This is a genomic window from Acinetobacter sp. DMC2 (assembly GCF_056314305.1).
Genome location: NZ_JBQUYP010000001.1, coordinates 70,072 through 86,845, shown reverse-complemented (window position 1 = coordinate 86,845; position 16,774 = coordinate 70,072). Strand labels below are relative to the sequence as shown.

18 protein-coding genes and 1 other RNA gene are annotated in these 16,774 nt (G+C 35.7%); 9 read left to right on the top strand and 10 right to left on the bottom strand.

Annotated features, from left to right (window positions below):
- Positions 1–45 precede the first annotated feature (45 nt).
- On the bottom strand, positions 46–909 hold the full coding sequence (locus tag ACT53H_RS00430; RefSeq protein ID WP_476008346.1) for a YbgF trimerization domain-containing protein: 864 nt from the start codon (positions 907–909) through the stop codon (positions 46–48).
- A 317-nt stretch (positions 910–1,226) separates the two neighbouring features.
- Between ACT53H_RS00430 and ffs the strand changes: the two genes are divergently transcribed.
- Positions 1,227–1,323, top strand: an RNA gene (ffs, locus tag ACT53H_RS00425) — signal recognition particle sRNA small type.
- Positions 1,324–1,337: 14 nt separating this feature from the next.
- On the opposite strand, the gene ACT53H_RS00420 is transcribed toward ffs, so the two are convergent.
- The 4 genes from ACT53H_RS00420 to ACT53H_RS00405 form a co-directional block, all read right to left on the bottom strand.
- Entirely contained in the window at positions 1,338–1,820 is a 483-nt protein-coding gene (locus ACT53H_RS00420) for a regulatory protein RecX (RefSeq protein ID WP_192453971.1), read from the bottom strand.
- A 59-nt stretch (positions 1,821–1,879) separates the two neighbouring features.
- Positions 1,880–2,926, bottom strand: a complete 1,047-nt coding sequence (gene recA, locus ACT53H_RS00415; protein ID WP_151963014.1) for a recombinase RecA — start codon at positions 2,924–2,926, stop codon at positions 1,880–1,882.
- A 145-nt stretch (positions 2,927–3,071) separates the two neighbouring features.
- A complete protein-coding gene (locus ACT53H_RS00410; RefSeq protein ID WP_476008345.1) occupies positions 3,072–3,500 on the bottom strand; it encodes an RNA-binding S4 domain-containing protein in 429 nt (142 codons plus the stop codon).
- Positions 3,484–4,170, bottom strand: a complete 687-nt coding sequence (locus ACT53H_RS00405; RefSeq protein ID WP_476008344.1) for an HAD-IA family hydrolase — start codon at positions 4,168–4,170, stop codon at positions 3,484–3,486. The genes ACT53H_RS00410 and ACT53H_RS00405 overlap by 17 nt, the downstream gene beginning before the upstream one ends.
- 401 nt (positions 4,171–4,571) lie before the next feature.
- On the opposite strand from ACT53H_RS00405, the gene ACT53H_RS00400 reads away from it, so the two are divergent.
- Entirely contained in the window at positions 4,572–4,865 is a 294-nt protein-coding gene (locus ACT53H_RS00400; protein WP_004791883.1) for a hypothetical protein, read from the top strand.
- On the opposite strand, the gene ACT53H_RS00395 is transcribed toward ACT53H_RS00400, so the two are convergent.
- Both ACT53H_RS00395 and gigD read right to left on the bottom strand, forming a co-directional pair.
- Positions 4,847–5,386 carry a GNAT family N-acetyltransferase gene (locus ACT53H_RS00395; protein WP_174760077.1) on the bottom strand — a complete coding sequence of 180 codons (540 nt, stop codon included), beginning with the start codon at positions 5,384–5,386 and terminating at the stop codon, positions 4,847–4,849. The two genes, ACT53H_RS00400 and ACT53H_RS00395, sit on opposite strands and share 19 nt — an antisense overlap.
- Positions 5,387–5,415: 29 nt before the next feature.
- The gene (gene gigD, locus ACT53H_RS00390; protein ID WP_238611544.1) at positions 5,416–5,865 is read right to left on the bottom strand and encodes an Lrp/AsnC family transcriptional regulator GigD; all 450 of its coding nucleotides are present in this window, start codon (positions 5,863–5,865) and stop codon (positions 5,416–5,418) included.
- Positions 5,866–6,012: 147 nt separating this feature from the next.
- Between gigD and kynU the strand changes: the two genes are divergently transcribed.
- From kynU to ACT53H_RS00360, 6 genes are all read left to right on the top strand, one after another.
- Positions 6,013–7,263, top strand: coding sequence for a kynureninase (gene kynU / locus ACT53H_RS00385; protein WP_238611543.1), 1,251 nt, complete (start codon positions 6,013–6,015; stop codon positions 7,261–7,263).
- Between the two features lie 40 nt (positions 7,264–7,303).
- Entirely contained in the window at positions 7,304–8,710 is a 1,407-nt protein-coding gene (locus tag ACT53H_RS00380; RefSeq protein WP_476008343.1) for an amino acid permease, read from the top strand.
- A gap of 7 nt (positions 8,711–8,717) precedes the next feature.
- Positions 8,718–9,464 (top strand): alpha/beta hydrolase, encoded by a 747-nt coding sequence (locus tag ACT53H_RS00375; protein ID WP_353156050.1) that lies wholly within the window; start codon positions 8,718–8,720, stop codon positions 9,462–9,464.
- 566 nt (positions 9,465–10,030) lie between these two features.
- Positions 10,031–10,315, top strand: coding sequence for a ubiquitination-like system serine protease family protein (locus ACT53H_RS00370; RefSeq protein WP_476008342.1), 285 nt, complete (start codon positions 10,031–10,033; stop codon positions 10,313–10,315).
- Between the two features lie 193 nt (positions 10,316–10,508).
- Positions 10,509–10,622, top strand: a complete 114-nt coding sequence (locus tag ACT53H_RS00365; RefSeq protein WP_228128898.1) for a hypothetical protein — start codon at positions 10,509–10,511, stop codon at positions 10,620–10,622.
- A gap of 238 nt (positions 10,623–10,860) precedes the next feature.
- Positions 10,861–12,039: a S8 family peptidase gene (locus ACT53H_RS00360; protein ID WP_004791896.1), complete on the top strand. Its 1,179-nt coding sequence runs from the start codon at positions 10,861–10,863 to the stop codon at positions 12,037–12,039.
- A gap of 42 nt (positions 12,040–12,081) precedes the next feature.
- On the opposite strand, the gene ACT53H_RS00355 is transcribed toward ACT53H_RS00360, so the two are convergent.
- Both ACT53H_RS00355 and ACT53H_RS00350 read right to left on the bottom strand, forming a co-directional pair.
- A complete protein-coding gene (locus ACT53H_RS00355) occupies positions 12,082–13,536 on the bottom strand; it encodes a SulP family inorganic anion transporter (protein WP_174732437.1) in 1,455 nt (484 codons plus the stop codon).
- Between the two features lie 225 nt (positions 13,537–13,761).
- The gene (locus tag ACT53H_RS00350) at positions 13,762–14,394 is read right to left on the bottom strand and encodes an SOS response-associated peptidase family protein (RefSeq protein WP_476008341.1); all 633 of its coding nucleotides are present in this window, start codon (positions 14,392–14,394) and stop codon (positions 13,762–13,764) included.
- A 394-nt stretch (positions 14,395–14,788) separates the two neighbouring features.
- Here ACT53H_RS00350 and ACT53H_RS00345 point away from each other — a divergent pair, with 394 nt between their 5' ends.
- A complete protein-coding gene (locus ACT53H_RS00345) occupies positions 14,789–16,228 on the top strand; it encodes a glucose/sorbosone family PQQ-dependent dehydrogenase (RefSeq protein WP_476008340.1) in 1,440 nt (479 codons plus the stop codon).
- A 56-nt stretch (positions 16,229–16,284) separates the two neighbouring features.
- Here ACT53H_RS00345 and ACT53H_RS00340 read toward each other — a convergent pair whose 3' ends face one another.
- Positions 16,285–16,728, bottom strand: coding sequence for a universal stress protein (locus ACT53H_RS00340; RefSeq protein ID WP_004791904.1), 444 nt, complete (start codon positions 16,726–16,728; stop codon positions 16,285–16,287).
- Positions 16,729–16,774 lie beyond the last annotated feature (46 nt).

Here is a 16,774-nt window from a genome sequence, read left to right as displayed (position 1 = left end):
AAAAAAGACACTGCATTTTGCAGTGTCTTTTTTTTCTTAAAATTATTATTTATTAAAAAAATTGGCTTCTTCAGATTTTGGATACTGACTTAAAATTTTAGTTTTATATTGGTTTGCTGAAGCTGTGTTTTTATCGACATCTTTAGCAATGCTATAGAGTTGATAAAGGGCGCGTGGAGCTTTACTCGAATTTGGATATCGAGTTGCTACTACACTGTAGTTCTTTTTAGCTTCATTATAATTCACTGGATCAGTTGCTAAATTAAACTCGGCTAACCAGAAATAGGCATTCCCTGTATAGACGCTATTAGGATGGTTTTTGATAAAGTTCTGCATTGGAGCAATCGCTTTTTTTGCACCACCTTGCTTATAGGCATCCAGAGCTACAGTGTAAGCTGCCTTTTCAAGCTCTATAGGGTTTGATTGGTTTTGTGAAGGTGGTTGTGAGGCTTCCGGTTGGGATGGGGGAGTAGTGGATGGGGTGCTTGTTGGAGCAGCATTCACTACTTTGTTTTCAACTACAGGAGTTTCTGTGTTTGCCGTAGCAGGAGCATCACTGTTCGTTGGATTATCTGATTGTGTACTTTCAGGATCAACTTTCTGATTAAGGAGTTCTAGGCGCTGATCTAGGTCTGTGTAGCGATTAGATAGATCTTTTTTCAATTGTTCAATATCATTTGATTGTTCTTCTAACTGCCCACGTAGGGTACGTATATCATTTTCTAATTGTTGATTTTTTTGCATTAATTCCCAGTTTAAATTACTAGGTACCGAAACATTATTAGAAGAAGTATTAGTTGCGCTACCACCGCTTTGGCTTAAACCGCGAGACTCAATTGGAATGTTGGCATAGAGAGAGGTAGTGCTCATTAAGGCAATAAATAAGAAAGAATGCTTCATCAATCGCATGAGTATAGGTCCATAATTTTATGTAAAAGCCAACTTAAAAAAGGAATATATAAACTATTCACTTAACTATCTAACTAAGATTTTAATTGGTCAATGCAATTAAAACAGCTAACAATATAAATGCAAGAATAGTTTACAATCTTCAAGCATATTTTATCCAAAATTAGATACAAGAAAGAATATATGGGAGATAAGTATAGAAAGTTAAGGCTTTTTGCTGATGAATTAATCAATTGAAACATAAACTTGCTTAAAACTGTGAAGAAGGCTTGCAACTATTTTAAAAATCTCTATACTCTGTTTTGCAATGGTAGCCCCGCTGGTGGCTTCGCAATTGTACTCTGTGAACCCCGCCAGGACCGGAAGGTAGCAACGGTAGCAGATCTATGATGTGCCGAAGTTTTGCTAGTGGGGCTGCCACCATTCTTTTAATCCACTCTCCGTTGGATTGCTTTCATAATTACATCTAAATCAAATCCTCTATATTGTAAAAATCTCATTTGTTTTGCTTTAAGTTTAGGGTCTTTTTCTACTTCTTCACCGAATTTCTTCACTTTCAGTTGATAAGCCTGTTCTACCCAATCAATATTATGAATTTCATCCGCAATTAAATCATTTTCAATTTGTTTTGTTTTTAAAGCTTGTTTAATACGTTTGGGACCTTTGCCTTTACGAATCTGGCTAGCTAATGTTAATTCCGCAACGCGTTGATCACTTTGATAGTTTTGTTCAGATAATTCTTCAACAAGTTGCTTAACCTCTTCAGGGTTTTGTGCATAACGAGTTAATTTTTCAGTAAGCTCTGCCTTGGAGTAATCTCGACGAGTCAATAAAGCAAAAGCATAAGAGCGTAAACGTTGACCTGTAAGCAAAGCTCTTTGTTGAGACTGTTCTTCAGTTCTTTTGAACATGGTATTGGGATTCCCTTGTAAAAAAACGCCCCGAAGGGCGTTTTAAGGCTCATGAATAATTAAGATTCTAGTAGAAGATCAGCTTCTTCTTCATCTTCAACTTGAGCAGTATTAGTACCTGTTGTTAACAACTGTTCACGGATATTACGTTCAATCTCTCCAGCCATTTGAGGATTTTCTTCAAAGTGGCGAATAACATTGTTCTTACCTTGACCAATTTTATTACCTTGGTATGAATACCAAGCACCTGCTTTTTGTACGATATCTTGTTGTACAGCTAAATCTACAAGTTCGCCTAGCTGGTTTGTGCCTTTACCATATAGGATTTGGAAAATAGCCTCTCTGAAAGGAGGAGCCATTTTGTTTTTAACCACTTTAACTCGGGTTTCAGAGCCGACGATCTCATCGCCTTCTTTTACTTGACCAATACGACGGATATCTAAACGTACAGAAGCGTAGAACTTCAATGCGTTACCACCAGTTGTAGTTTCTGGACTACCAAACATTACCCCAATCTTCATACGGATCTGGTTAATGAAAATAACCATACAGTTTGAGCGTTTAGCATTACCCGTAATCTTACGAAGTGCCTGACTCATTAGACGAGCTTGCAAGCCCATATGAGAGTCACCCATTTCGCCTTCAATTTCTGCTTTAGGGGTAAGGGCAGCGACTGAGTCGACAACAATCATATCAATTGCGCCAGAGCGAACGAGCATATCTGCAATTTCGAGCGCTTGTTCACCGTTATCAGGCTGTGATACAAGCAGGTTATCAATGTCTACACCAAGTTTACGTGCATATTGTGGATCTAATGCATGCTCTGCATCGATAAATGCACAAGTACCACCAGCTTTTTGACATTGGGCAATCGCTTGTAGAGTCATTGTGGTTTTACCAGAAGATTCTGGACCATAAATCTCGACAATACGACCCTTTGGTAAACCGCCAATCCCCAATGCAATATCTAAAGTCAAAGAGCCTGTAGATACGGCTTCAACAGCTTGAACAGTGTTGTCACCGAGACGCATCACCGTATTTTTGCCAAATTGTTTCTCAATTTGACTTAGCGCGGCTTGTAATGCTTTGCTTTTATTCTCATCCATCTCAAAAACCTCAATACTCTATGTTCATCACGTTTAACCCAAGTGGATGCATTGAATCTCAACTTGTTTCACTAGGTTAATAGTGACAGATTTTTTCTATAGCTTCTATGTGTTGTATGTGTGTGTGCGACACAACTCGACGTTTTTATTCATCACCGTATGACCAATGTTGATCATTCTCCTGTTTAAACCGACTAATTTGTCGACGATCTTTTTTACTCGGTCTATGGTCCGGTCGAGCTAGATTATGCAATTTTCGTTGTGATGCAATCAACTCCCGTCTAGCAATACTCACTTCGGTTTCTTCATAAAGTTGCTGTGCGACTGGAGCTGGACCACGTGTGTTCGAAAGGCCTTTTATCACAACAGTTTTTTTATCAAACCCTTGCTGAATAATAAGTTCCATTCCAATTCGAATTTCTTTGGAAACTTTTACACGCTCATTATTGTGATGTACTTTACCTCCTTCAATCGCGGCTTTAGCAATTGAACGAGTTTTAAAAAAACGAGCAACCCATAACCATTTGTCAACACGCATGGTCTCTACAGCATCGTTTTCAGGCAATTTTGACATCATTATCCTTTCTATCAATTTCATTCAATATAGACAGCAATTCTGTAAGCCGATCTAGTGCTTTAAATTCTAAATCTTGATGCTGTTTTATATCCTTTAGACTTGAGGGCTGTGAGATAGTAAACAAGTGTTGAATACCAAATTTTTCTGCCGTTTTTAATACGGGAGCCGTATCGTCAATAAAAATCGTTTCATCTGGATTGAATGGATGTAATCTTTGGAGTTCTTGCCAAAAATTGACGTCTTCTTTGGCATAACCTACTTGTTCACTTGATATGATGACATCAAAGAAATGTTCAATCGCAATATTATCGAGTTTTAAGCGTAAGCTCGCGCGGTCTGCATTAGTCACGAGCCAACACATGTATCCTTGCTCTTTAAGTTGTTGCAAAAGCTCAATGCAGCCAGAACGAGCTTGAATCTTAGATTGAAATTCTTGTTGTAATTTGAGTACATCAACGCCTACAGTTTTAGTCCAATAGGTTGATGAATACCAAACAAGCGTATGGCGATGTGATTGATAAAATTGATATAGCTTTTCTTTGCTCTTGGAGAGAGAAAGTTGATGTGTTTTTGCATGTCGTTCAGGAAGACATTCATTCCATATGAAATCATCAAAAGCGAGATCTAAGAGTGTTCCGTCCATGTCAAACATTATGATTCTAGACATTTTTTTAAATATCTCCAAAATCATTTATAGCAAAATTTTTAAGACACATTTACCATATATCCTTTTAAAATCATAAATTAAATAAACTTATAAATACTCAAACTAATTTAAAGCTACATCCCATAATTCTCTAAAATTTACATAGCTTCATAGGATGGATAGGAGAGATAAATGGTTTGAAATTATAACGCGGAATTTGGTAAAACAAAAAATAATAATGAGACAGTGTTAGTAGAAAACTCCTTCCTTAAATTAAAAATATTTAAAATTTATTTAAGGTTTTTAGCTCCTAAGATTAAATTTGCTTACATAGGATACGTATTGACAAACATTTTATAAATTGAAGGATACTTATTTAAAGTTATATTTAAAATTATTCCTATAAGAACTTAGAGAAAGCAATGAAAATTGGATTTATTGGTGGAACCAATGACGGTATCGTAATCAATGCTGCAGATGGCCTTGATACTTATAAACTTGAGTGGCACTACAAAGCAGAAAAACATTGTGAGTCACAACTTACCTTAGGGCTGAATGGACCTGAGTATGATTATTACAATTTATTAATTCTAAGAAAGAATAAAGAGGCTAAACTTTTTTATGTACTTACCACCATGGAAAAAGAAGAAATAGCAGATAAACTTAATGAATATTGGGAATGTTCAACCTCTGTTGGCTATGATTTTGATGAGTAAGTATTCGTGATTTCATATAGCACATGTTCTCTTAATTCGTGATGAAGAGGAACTTTAGGATGTTCGAAGTTTTTAACTTTGTGCATTCCAAGTCTTTTCATGACAGCTTGAGAGGGGGTATTAATCGTAGCGGTGAATGAAACGATTTTATCTAAATTCAGTATATTAAAACCATAATCTAAAACTGCTTTTGCACCTTCTGTTGCATAACCTCGTTTCCAAAATTCTTTTGCAAGCCGCCACCCAATTTCCACACATGGAGAAAAGTCAAATTGTTCAGGTTGGCTGTGTAGACCAATGAACCCGATAAATTGATGGGTTTCTTTTAATTCTACTGCCCAAAAGCCCCAACCTTTTTCTTGGATAAGAGATGAAATTTTTTGGATTAAATTAAGGCTTTCTTGGGGTGTTAAAAGATTTGGGAAAAATTGCATAACATCTTGATCTAAGCCCATTGTTATAAATAGCTCAAAATCACTTTCTTTCCACTGTCTTAAAATTAAACGTTTTGTTTCGATCATGAGATGGCTCTTTAATTGAAAATGAGGGATCAAAGTGGTTTTTGCACAATCTTCTGTAAAATGATCTTGGAATTAATGCTGACTACACCTTTTATTTTATTTAAGGTATTAATAACGAAATGAGAAAAAGAACTCAAATCTTTGGTCGCCACGTGTAAAACATAATTAGATTCGCCAGTAATAATATATGCATTAATGACTTCATCAAAATTTTTGATCTGACTTAAAAAGAAGTTATGATCATTTTCTGTTAGCTGGGCAAGTTTTATTTCGACAATTGCCTCAATTTTTATGCCTAGTTTTTCATAATTAACTTTCGCTTGATATTTTTCAATTACACCATTGCTTTCTAAAATTTTAACACGCCGATGACAAGCTGAAGCCGAAAGGTTAACCAGATCGGCCAGTTCTTGGTTACTTAACCGAGCATTATCTTGTAAATACTTCAGAATTTTTAGGTCGATTGCATCTATATTCATTTTCGAATTTCATCCATGTTTTTTAATTTTAATTCGAATTTTATACGAAAATAGCAAATTTTAATCAAATATTATCGAATAAATCGAAAGAATTGGCGTGATAAAATTCAAATACAAAGGAAATGTTGAAAATAGGTGAAATAACAAATGATTACTCGCGAACAATGCCTCTATTGGGATCAGGAAGATGAACTCAAAAAGTTTAAAGATGAATTTGCACTGCCAGAAAATGTCATTTATTTAGATGGTAATTCTTTAGGTGCAAGACCAAAGAAATCATTAGAGGTTGCTCAGCACATTATTTCAAAAGAGTGGGGCGAGGACCTCATTAATAGTTGGAATAAAGCAGATTGGTGGGGGCTACCGACTAGACTCGGAGATAAAGTCGCGCAGCTTATCGGTGCCGAAAAAGGGGAAGTGGTTATTTCGGACTCAACGACGTTAAATTTATTCAAAGTTTTATCGGCAGCGGTAAAAATTCAAGCCGAAAAATTTCCAGAACGTAAAATTATTGTTGCAGAAAAAGATGCTTTCCCAACCGATATTTATATTATTGAAGGCTTTATCGATTTGATTAATCAAGGTTATCAAGTTGAGTTGATTGATGGGGCCGATGATCTATCTCGTGTTTTGGCAAAAGATGTGGCTGTCGTTGTTCTTTCTCATGTGAATTATCGGACTGGATATTTCTATGATATGGAGACTATCAATCAACAAATTCACGCTAAAGATGCTTTGATTATTTGGGATTTATGTCACTCGGTTGGTGGGGTGCCTATGGATCTTAATCAGAGCAACAGTGATTTTGCGATTGGTTGTACTTACAAATACTTAAACGGCGGCCCAGGTTCTCCAGCATTGTTATGGGTAAATCGAAAGCATCGTGATCAGTTCTGGCAACCTTTATCAGGCTGGTGGGGGCACAAAAAACCATTTGATATGGCTCAGCACTATGAACCAGCTAACAGTATTCGTCGTTATTTGTGTGGAACTCAACCCATTATTTCGATGAGTCTAATCGAATGTGGCGTCGATATTTTCTTGCAAGCTGATATGCAACAAATACGCGAGAAATCCCTCAAATTAACTGATTTGTTTATTCAACTTGTTCAACAAGAATGTCCTCAGTTTGGTTTTGAATTGATTACACCTTTAAACCATAAATATCGCGGCAGCCATGTCAGTTATAGACATGAGTTTGGTTATGAAATTATTCAGGCGCTTATTGCTCGTGGTGTGATTGGGGATTATCGAGAGCCGGAAGTATTACGTTTTGGAATTACACCTCTATATTTAGGTTTCGAAGATATTTGGAATGCTGTACAGCAACTTAAGCAGATTATGTTGAATAGTGAATGGAAGAATGAGCGTTATCTGGTGCGCAGTGAAGTGACCTGATCGTTAAAGGTTAATATCAGAAGAATGGCTAGGAGGGCCTATGAGCAGTTTTGATGAAATACAAAATCGAGAAGCGGGTTTACATAAAAAATTATCCGCAAAACAGATGGGAATGATTGCAATTGGTGGAGCGATTGGTACAGGGCTGTTCATGGGAAGCAAGTTTGCAATTAGCTTTGCTGGGCCAGCTGTCATCGTGAGCTATGCCATTGGTGGCTTAATCGCATTTGCTATTATGGCTTGTTTGGCTGAGATGACAGTTCAGCATCCTACGTCAGGCTCATTTGGAGCATATGCTGAGCATTATGTAAGTCCTCTTGCTGGGTTTTTAGTCCGTTATTGTTATTGGGCATGTATAGTATTAGCGGTCGGTACAGAAATTACAGCAGTTGCTGACTATATGAAATTATGGTTTCCAGATGTACGCTCTTGGGTCTGGATCGCTTTTTTCTCGCTGACTTTGCTTGTGGTTAATGCATATAGCGTTAAAGCTTTTGGATTGGTTGAATATTGGTTTTCGACAATAAAAGTCTTTGCAATTATTGTATTTATTCTTTTAGCAATTGGTATTTTGACTCAAAGTCATGGAGGAACAGAACAGGTTCTCTCTAATTTAACCGAGCATGGTGGCTTTTTTCCTCATGGTTTTAGTGGAGTTTGGATCGGAGTAATTATTTCAATATTTAGTTATTTAAGTATTGAAATGATCGCTGTTGCGGCTGGTGAGGCTAAAGATCCGGAAAGAGCCGTTAAGAAAGCGTTTAAAAGTACTGCAATTCGCTTAATCCTATTTTATCTACTGTCTTTATTTCTCATTGTGGCACTTGTTCCTTGGATAACTTTAATTGGAGCCGATGCGACCAGCCCTTTTGTGATGGTAATGAAAATTGTAGGTATTCCATATGCGGACAGTATTTTAAATTTTATTGTAATTGTCGCGGCCTTATCCGCCATGAATAGTATGTTGTATATCTCGACACGTATGCTATTTAGCTTGTCACGCGCAGGTGATGCACCGAAATTATTTGGTCGCATTAGTCATAATGGCGTACCAATTAATGCATTGCTATTGTCAGCAGTGGGTATTGGTATTGCAAGTATTGTTTATACGATTAATCCAGCCTCTGCTTTCCCAATCATGATTGCTTTATCTATGTTTGGTGCGTTGTTCACTTGGGGCAGTATTTTTGTTACGCATATGTTTTTTAGACGGAAAATAGCACAACAAGGCCAGCAGTTAAAGTTTAAGGTTCCAGCGAGCCAGTTAATTTCACTGTTGGGGTTAATCGCAATTTTAAGTATCACAGTCACCACATGGTTTACTAATGAATTCAAGTCAACTTTACAATTTGGAGTCCCATTAGTTGTTGTACTTACGGTTTTCTACTATTTAAAACGCTCGTCAGCCAAGCTTGCCTTAAATGCTCATAAAGAATCGTTGAAGTGAGAGACCTATGACACCCTATGACAATGCTAGAACTGTGGCCAATGAACATGAGATATTGGCAGAATTTCAACGAACAAGTTTACAGAGCTACCAAGAATTTACTCATATTGCAGATATTCAATATGGCAAACACCCAAGATCAACCTTAGATTTATTTCCATTAGAGCAAGCCAAAAAGACTGTTATTTTTATTCATGGCGGCTATTGGCAATGGTGTGATAAATCAGATTTTGGATTCATCGTACCGTATGTTCTAGCAAAAGGAGCCCAGTGTGTTCTTTTAGAATATGATCTGGCACCAGAAAGCAAAATTTCAGATATTGTTTCTCAAGTTAATCAAGCTCTCAATTTTATTCGAGAGCAAGACTGGCGAACCGACGAGGTGATTTTGGTTGGGCATTCGGCAGGGGCGCATCTGGCTGCTTCGTCATTAGGCCATCCACTCATATCTGAGATGGTGTTGTTAAGTGGGATTTATGACTTAAGGCCTATACAGAGCACTCATTTAAACCATGCTCTCAATCTTTCAAGCGAAGATATCTTAAAATATAGTCCTATTCATCACAGTGATCGAATTACTATCCCATGTTCAATTTTCTGTGGTGAACTTGAGCTCGAAGAATTGAAATGGCAAAGCCAAAATTATTTTGAAATTAAAAAAGAGCAAGATAAGGATTTTTTTTCTTTTAAGCTTATTCCTAAAATTAATCATTATTCTATTTTAGAGCACTATTTTAAGTCGATATTAGTTTAAGCAGTCGAATTACAATATATGCAATGTGATTGTATGATTAATTAATTTTATAAAATAGAAAGATAAAGTGTGAGGTGAATCACATCTTAACCTGTTTTTTTATAGAAATTATTTATTGTTGTTGACCTAACAGTGGAACTTAATTAGATTAAAAAGATAGTGCTTTCTCACTAGACAATAAATTGTTTAGCTGTTGTTTAGTTGAGTTTTTAAGTCCGTAGCTTCCCAAGATGCGGACTTTTTTATTTGACTTTTAAAAACAATAAGATAAAGGGTTCTGTAACTATAATATCTATCCAAAGATTAATATGAAAGAATAAGATAGACCTGTGAAAAATAAGAAATAAATTAGGATTTTCTTTTCATGATTTAACTTGAATTATCATTTAATAAATAGATTAATTAAAATATAAGCTGACTAATCATTCATGAGTTTGTCATATAGGCTCGATAAAATATAAGAAAATAAAAGTTATAAAAATAATTAAATAATATATATAGCATTTGAAAGTAATTAATTTAGTCGGTTCTCATGAGTTGGTTTTTTTATTTATAAAGGAGCCTTTATGAAAGTACAATATTTTGAAGGTGGCATGTATAAACATATGTGTCCAGGTTGCGGGTATCTTCACTATATTCCTGTACATTATCCTTTTTCTAATGGTAACCAGTGGACTTTTAATCATGATTTGGAAAAACCAACTTTTGATCAGCTCATAATTATGTATGGGCATTGTAATTACTTTATTAAAGGTGGTTTTATTGAATATAGTGTTAACTGTAGACATCATTTAGCAGGATGTACGGTTGAGTTGCCAGAACTAAAATTAAAAAATTATAGGTTTTATTAATTTTGGTATTTGTATTATATATTTAAGATCATTTAAAATTTTTATAATCGGTAAGTAATAAAGACTTTTTTAATATATCTTTACATGTTTAATACTAAATACGTATAGTTAAAGAAATTGTAAATTTATTTTGGTTGAAGCTAGGATTGAAATTTGCAAAAATTTATATAATTCACTGTTTTATATTTTATTTATGGATATCTGGAAATTTTTAAGAAGTTTTAACACCATTGGAACATATCTCATTATTTCTACATTTATATTGTTTTTAATGATTATATATTTTTACATTATACATCCCAATTAATCTAAATTATCAATAGACTAAAATAATCTTCGATTTTTTAATTTATTTGAACTGGTTCTCACTTTTAATTGAAAAAGATAAGAGTATTGTATAGACCCAAGTTTTATGAAAATATAACTTGGTTATAATACATGGAGAATATAATAAAAATTCCTTTCTAAAAAATTTTAACCTCTAAATATAAAGACTGTATTGATCATAACAACGATGTCTGAAGTAAAAAATATGGAGATTTTTTATGAAATTTTGCCAAATATCGGCTGCTTTCTTATCAATGGCCGCCGTCAATCTAGTCCATGCAGCACCTGCTACAACAAATTCTGTATTAAGTTCCTCTGAAGCAAAAGGAATTATTAAAAACCAATATATTGTTATTCTTAATAAGGATGTTGGCCCTTCTAATGATTTTGCACAAAGTATTGCTAAAGAACATGGGGGAAAGATATTACAGACTTACGATACTGTACTTAAGGGATTTGCAATTTATTTACCCGATGTTGCGGGTACTGCTTTTGTTGAAGCCATGAAAAAAAATCCCAAAGTTCTTTCAGTAGAAAATGACACAGTCATGAAAATTGATGCAACTACACAAAGCAATCCAGATTGGGGCTTAGACCGTATTGATCAGAAAACTTTACCTTTAGATTCAGCTTATTCATATTTACAAACAGGTTCGGGCACAACAGCTTATATTGTTGATACCGGAATATTATCTACACATCAACAGTTCTCTGGGCGGGTATTAAGTGGCTATACCGCGATATCTGACGGAAATGGTACAACAGATTGTAATGGACATGGTACTCATGTAGCAGGAACAGTTGGTGGCAGTACGTATGGTGTTGCTAAAAACGTAAGTTTAGTACCAATACGAATTTTAGGATGTGATGGGTCTGGTGCTTCGAGTAACGTGATTGCAGGGTTAGATTGGATATTAAAAAATGGTAAAAAGCCTGCTGTGGTGAATATGTCTTTAGGCGGTGATGCGAACACATCCTTAGATAGCGCGGTAGAAAACTTATTTAATAACGGTTATGTGATGGTTGTTGCTGCAGGAAATTCTAATGCAGATGCATGTAGTTCTTCTCCAGCAAGAGTGAGTAAAGCAATTACTGTCGCTGCTACAGATGATACTGATACTCGAGCGAGTTATTCTAACTATGGAAGCTGCGTTGATATTTTTGCGCCGGGAAGCCAGATTAATTCTTCATGGATTGGAAGTAATACAGCAACTAAAGTTTTAAATGGAACTTCAATGGCTACTCCACATGTTGTTGGTGTCGTAGCTGAAATGTTGCAAAGTACACCTACTGCAACACCTCAGACCATCTCGACCAATCTTTTAAATCAAGCAAGTAGTAATGTGGTAAAAAATCCTTCTGGTAGCCCAAATCGGCTGTTATATAAATCACCTTAATAAAGGAATTTTAAAATTGGAAAAGGTCCCGAAGGACCTTTTTTAGATTTTTGCATGAGTACCGTATTTATCAATCATGATTGAACTGGCTTCATTTAAGCCGCGAACCGTTACCTTAATACCGTTCTTTTGAAATTTATTTACTACTGAATCTAGCATGGCAACTGAAGTCACGTCCCAAATATGAGAGTGGGTAAGATCAATAATGACTTCTTTAATTTCTTCTTTAAAGTTAAAACTTTGCATAAATTTTTCAGATGAACTGAAAAATATTTGACCTCTTAATTCATATAGACGAGCTTGATTCTCGAATGAAGTTTCTATACGAATATCGTTTTCAAGTTTATTTGCTAAGAAAAGTGCTGAAAGTAATACGCCAGTTAATACACCTAGCGCCAAGTTATGGGTAGCCACCACTACAATAACGGTAGCGATCATAACGACATTACTACTTTTAGGATTATTTTTAAATTGAGTCAGAGAGTTCCACTCAAAAGTACTGATCGATACCATAATCATGACAGCAACCAGAGCTGCCATAGGAATCACCTTTAACCAATCACTTAAAAATACAACTAAAATAAGTAAGAATATGCCTGCGCAGAAAGTGGATAAACGTGTACGACCACCCGATTTTACATTAATCATTGATTGACCAATCATGGCGCAACCAGCCATGCCGCCCATAAAACCTGAAGCAATATTTGCGATACCTTGACCTTTACATTCTTGAAATTTATCACTAGATGTATCTGTCATTTCATCAACGATTGTTGCAGTCATCATCGATTCAAGTAAGCCAACCGCGGCAAGGGCTAAAGAATATGGAAGAATAATAAGAAGGGTTTCTAAATTTAACGGAATATTCGGAATTAGAAATATAGGTAACGTATCTGGTAATGACCCCATATCGCCAACCGATCGAACGTCAAGACCTAAAAAAATAGCGAGTAATGTGACCACCACAATACAAATAAGAGGCGAGGGAAAGAACTTTCCAATTTTTGGAATATAGGGAAATAGATAAATAATTCCTAAACCAATGGCTACTAGTAGGTAGACATGCCATGTCACACTTACCAATTCTGGTAATTGAGCCATAAAGATGAGTATGGCTAGGGCATTAACGAATCCAATAACAACTGACTTGGAAACAAAACGCATGAGTTTGGCAAGTTTAAAATATCCAGCCAAAATTTGTATGACACCGGTTAATACCGTGGCAGCAAATAAATATTGAAGCCCATGGTCCTTTACGAGCGTTGTCATAACCAAAGCCATCGCACCTGTAGCCGCTGAAATCATAGCGGGACGACCGCCTACGAAAGAAATAATAACGGCAATACAAAAGGATGCATATAAACCGACTTTGGGATCTACACCCGCAATAATTGAAAATGCAATTGCTTCTGGAATTAAAGCAAGACCCACAACAAGACCGGAAAGAATATCTGCGCGGACATTAGAGAACCATTGTTCTCGGACATTCGATAACATGAGAAATAGCCTAAGTTCTAAATTTTAAAAGGCTAGTGATGTGATATACCAACACAAGCGACTACACCACATCACTAAACAGTGATGAGTTATTTACAGGAGATAAGCGTAAATAAACTTAAGGTGGCGTAAGTGTCATAGGTATAGAGAGTTTGAGGCATTTAAAAGTGCCCGAAGAATAGCATAAGTTTTTAAAGTTGACTAACCTAAGTCGACTAAACCGATTTAATCATAATTCTTCATTTCAGCTTTCGGCATTGAGGCAAATTCATTCGCAGGCATATCTAAGAAAAAGTCTTTTGCTTCAGAATGAGTGCAGTTGAGCCAATCATTTCTGAGATGATGCGGTATCACAATAACCGAACGTTTTTCATCATCCGGTTTATGAAATTGTTTCATAAAAGGGTGATGATCAGCATTGATTGTTAATAGCGACATGGATCTCACTTTCTGTTCATCAATAAGTGTTTCCTCAAAGATCGCAGCAAGTGTAAAAGGTTGTCCATCTTGCCGGAAAATACCATACCAATGTGCTTTTCCATTGATATATTTAGGTTCATAAATAGCTTCGACAGGGACAAGCGCAAATTGGTTATTTAACCATGCATGTTTAAAGGTGCGCTTTTGTTCTACAGTTTCTGTTCTGGCATTATAAGTTGCATATTTGAATGCGATTTCTTTGGCATAGGGAGGGAGCATTCCAAATTTAGCTTTTCGCCACATAAGCTCATTTTGATTCAATAAAAGGAGGGGACAATCATCACTTGGGAAAATATCCATCTTATATTCAAAAGTGGGTTCAAATAACTTTAATTGATTAGCATGTGTTTTCTTAATAGGTTTAAAGTTTGCACACATAAGACACCTTAGTTATAAAAATAGTTCTCAATTACAGCTTCTAACTTTTAGTCTTTAGTGATGTATATATTTATAAATAGAATTGTCTCTTTGAGTATTAATTTTTAGCTATCCATTACTTCGTTAATAAATATTTATTTCACAAATAGCTATTTCAAAAAAAATTCAAAGATAAAATTAATAGAATAGATAAATCGTATAGTTAAGTTGCTTATCTTAAAGAGAGTTTGTTGATTTTTAATAGCTACTTTTATGCAACAGAGCCTTTCAGAAATTTAGATTTTAATAGTTTTGTTATTCATCATAATACAAATCATATAGAGAACTCCTACAAACCCTTTATCAGAGGTTTAAAAAATTCTCGGAAAATTTTGACAATTTATAAGGTGGACACATGAATAAACATTTATTGGCTAAAATTGCTTTATTAGGCGCTGTTCAGCTCGTTACAATCTCAGCATTTGCTGATGTTCCTCTAACTCCCTCTCAATTTGCTAAAGCGAAATCGGAAAACTTTGACAAGAAAGTTATTCTATCCAATTTAAATAAACCACATGCTTTGTTGTGGGGACCTGATAATCAAATTTGGTTAACAGAGCGGGCAACAGGCAAGATTCTAAGAGTGAATCCAGAGACAGGTAGCGTAAAAACAGTTTTTCAGGTGCCTGAGATTGTAAATGATGCTGATGGACAAAATGGTTTGTTAGGCTTTGCTTTCCATCCTGATTTTAAAAATAATCCTTATATCTATATTTCAGGTACATTTAAAAATCCGAAATCTACAGATAAAGAACTACCGAATCAAACGATTATTCGTCGATATACCTATAACAAGTCAACTGATACGCTTGAGAAGCCAATCGATTTATTAGCAGGATTACCTTCATCGAAAGACCATCAATCCGGTCGTCTTGTCATTGGTCCAGACCAAAAGATTTATTATACGATTGGTGACCAAGGGCGTAACCAGCTTGCTTATTTATTCTTGCCAAATCAGGCACAGCATACGCCGACTCGACAAGAAGTGAGTAGCAAAGACTATCATACCTATATGGGTAAAGTACTACGCTTAAATCTTGATGGAAGTATTCCAAAAGATAATCCAAGTTTTAACGGGGTGGTTAGCCATATTTATACGCTCGGACACCGTAATCCACAGGGCTTAGCATTTACTCCAAATGGTAAATTGTTGCAATCTGAACAAGGTCCAAACTCTGATGATGAAATTAACCTTATAGTTAAAGGTAGTAACTATGGTTGGCCAAATGTAGCGGGTTACAAAGATGATAGTGGTTATGCTTATGCAAATTATTCGGCAGCAACCAATAAGTCACAAATTAAAGATTTAGGACAAAACGGAGTAAAAGTAGCAGCAGGTGTACCTGTGACGAAAGAGTCTGAATGGACTGGTAAAAACTTTGTACCGCCGTTAAAAACCTTATATACCGTGCAGGATACCTATAACTATAATGACCCAACGTGTGGGGATATGACCTACATTTGCTGGCCAACCGTTGCACCGTCATCTGCTTATGTCTATAAGGGCGGCAAAAAAGCAATTGCTGGTTGGGAAAATACATTATTAGTTCCATCTTTAAAACGCGGAGTTATTTTCCGTATTAAGTTAGATCCAACTTACAGTGCTACTTATGATGACGCTGTGCCGATGTTTAAAAGCAACAACCGCTATCGTGACGTGATTGCAAGTCCAGATGGGAATGTTTTATACGTGTTGACTGATACTTCTGGAAATGTCCAAAAAGATGATGGTTCTGTAACGAATATATTAGAAAACTCAGGATCTCTAATTAAATTTACATATAAAGCTCAGTAACACAGGCCATTAAAAAACCGATCTACATAAGATCGGTTTTTTTAGATTAAGAAAAACTACTCAGTTACGACTAATACCGGTAAATGAATTTCTCCTAAAAGAGCTTGAGTCACACTTCCTAAGAAGAACTTTTTAAACCCTTTTCGACCATGAGAACCAATCACTAATAGGTCTGCTTTGAGTTCAGTAGCGGCTTTAATAATTTCTGTATGAATTGTTTGACCCTCAACAATTTTTGTTTCAACAGAAATTCCGTGTTGGCTAAATTGTTCTTTCGCTTGGTCTAAAATACCCTGAATAGATGCTCTAGCTTTATTAAAGTAATCCTGTGCCAATTCTGTACTATCAATGAATTCTACAGAAATAAAAGGATCTATAGTAAGCGCATATACTAGAGTCACTTTACTACCAAAGGCCTTAGCAAGTGTTGCTGCATGATTGACAGCAATGAGTGAAGTAGGAGAACCATCGACTGGAACCAAGATATGGTGATAACTCATATATTGCTCCTTATTGTCCTGTGACAATGTATGGTGCCAAAACACC

Bases quoted from the DNA above. Each gene is read 5' to 3' on its own strand.
- ACT53H_RS00400 (WP_004791883.1), top strand. From the start codon at position 4,572: ATGAAAATTGGATTTATTGGTGGAACCAATGACGGTATCGTAATCAAT.
- ACT53H_RS00395 (WP_174760077.1), bottom strand. From the start codon at position 5,386: ATGATCGAAACAAAACGTTTAATTTTAAGACAGTGGAAAGAAAGTGAT.
- ACT53H_RS00355 (WP_174732437.1), bottom strand. From the start codon at position 13,536: ATGTTATCGAATGTCCGAGAACAATGGTTCTCTAATGTCCGCGCAGAT.
- gigD (WP_238611544.1), bottom strand. From the start codon at position 5,865: ATGAATATAGATGCAATCGACCTAAAAATTCTGAAGTATTTACAAGAT.
- ACT53H_RS00345 (WP_476008340.1), top strand. From the start codon at position 14,789: ATGAATAAACATTTATTGGCTAAAATTGCTTTATTAGGCGCTGTTCAG.
- ACT53H_RS00430 (WP_476008346.1), bottom strand. From the start codon at position 909: ATGCGATTGATGAAGCATTCTTTCTTATTTATTGCCTTAATGAGCACT.
- ACT53H_RS00350 (WP_476008341.1), bottom strand. From the start codon at position 14,394: ATGTGTGCAAACTTTAAACCTATTAAGAAAACACATGCTAATCAATTA.
- ACT53H_RS00340 (WP_004791904.1), bottom strand. From the start codon at position 16,728: ATGAGTTATCACCATATCTTGGTTCCAGTCGATGGTTCTCCTACTTCA.
- ACT53H_RS00370 (WP_476008342.1), top strand. From the start codon at position 10,031: ATGAAAGTACAATATTTTGAAGGTGGCATGTATAAACATATGTGTCCA.
- ACT53H_RS00380 (WP_476008343.1), top strand. From the start codon at position 7,304: ATGAGCAGTTTTGATGAAATACAAAATCGAGAAGCGGGTTTACATAAA.
- ACT53H_RS00365 (WP_228128898.1), top strand. From the start codon at position 10,509: ATGGATATCTGGAAATTTTTAAGAAGTTTTAACACCATTGGAACATAT.
- ACT53H_RS00405 (WP_476008344.1), bottom strand. From the start codon at position 4,170: ATGTCTAGAATCATAATGTTTGACATGGACGGAACACTCTTAGATCTC.
- ACT53H_RS00375 (WP_353156050.1), top strand. From the start codon at position 8,718: ATGACACCCTATGACAATGCTAGAACTGTGGCCAATGAACATGAGATA.
- kynU (WP_238611543.1), top strand. From the start codon at position 6,013: ATGATTACTCGCGAACAATGCCTCTATTGGGATCAGGAAGATGAACTC.
- ACT53H_RS00410 (WP_476008345.1), bottom strand. From the start codon at position 3,500: ATGTCAAAATTGCCTGAAAACGATGCTGTAGAGACCATGCGTGTTGAC.
- recA (WP_151963014.1), bottom strand. From the start codon at position 2,926: ATGGATGAGAATAAAAGCAAAGCATTACAAGCCGCGCTAAGTCAAATT.
- ACT53H_RS00420 (WP_192453971.1), bottom strand. From the start codon at position 1,820: ATGTTCAAAAGAACTGAAGAACAGTCTCAACAAAGAGCTTTGCTTACA.
- ACT53H_RS00360 (WP_004791896.1), top strand. From the start codon at position 10,861: ATGAAATTTTGCCAAATATCGGCTGCTTTCTTATCAATGGCCGCCGTC.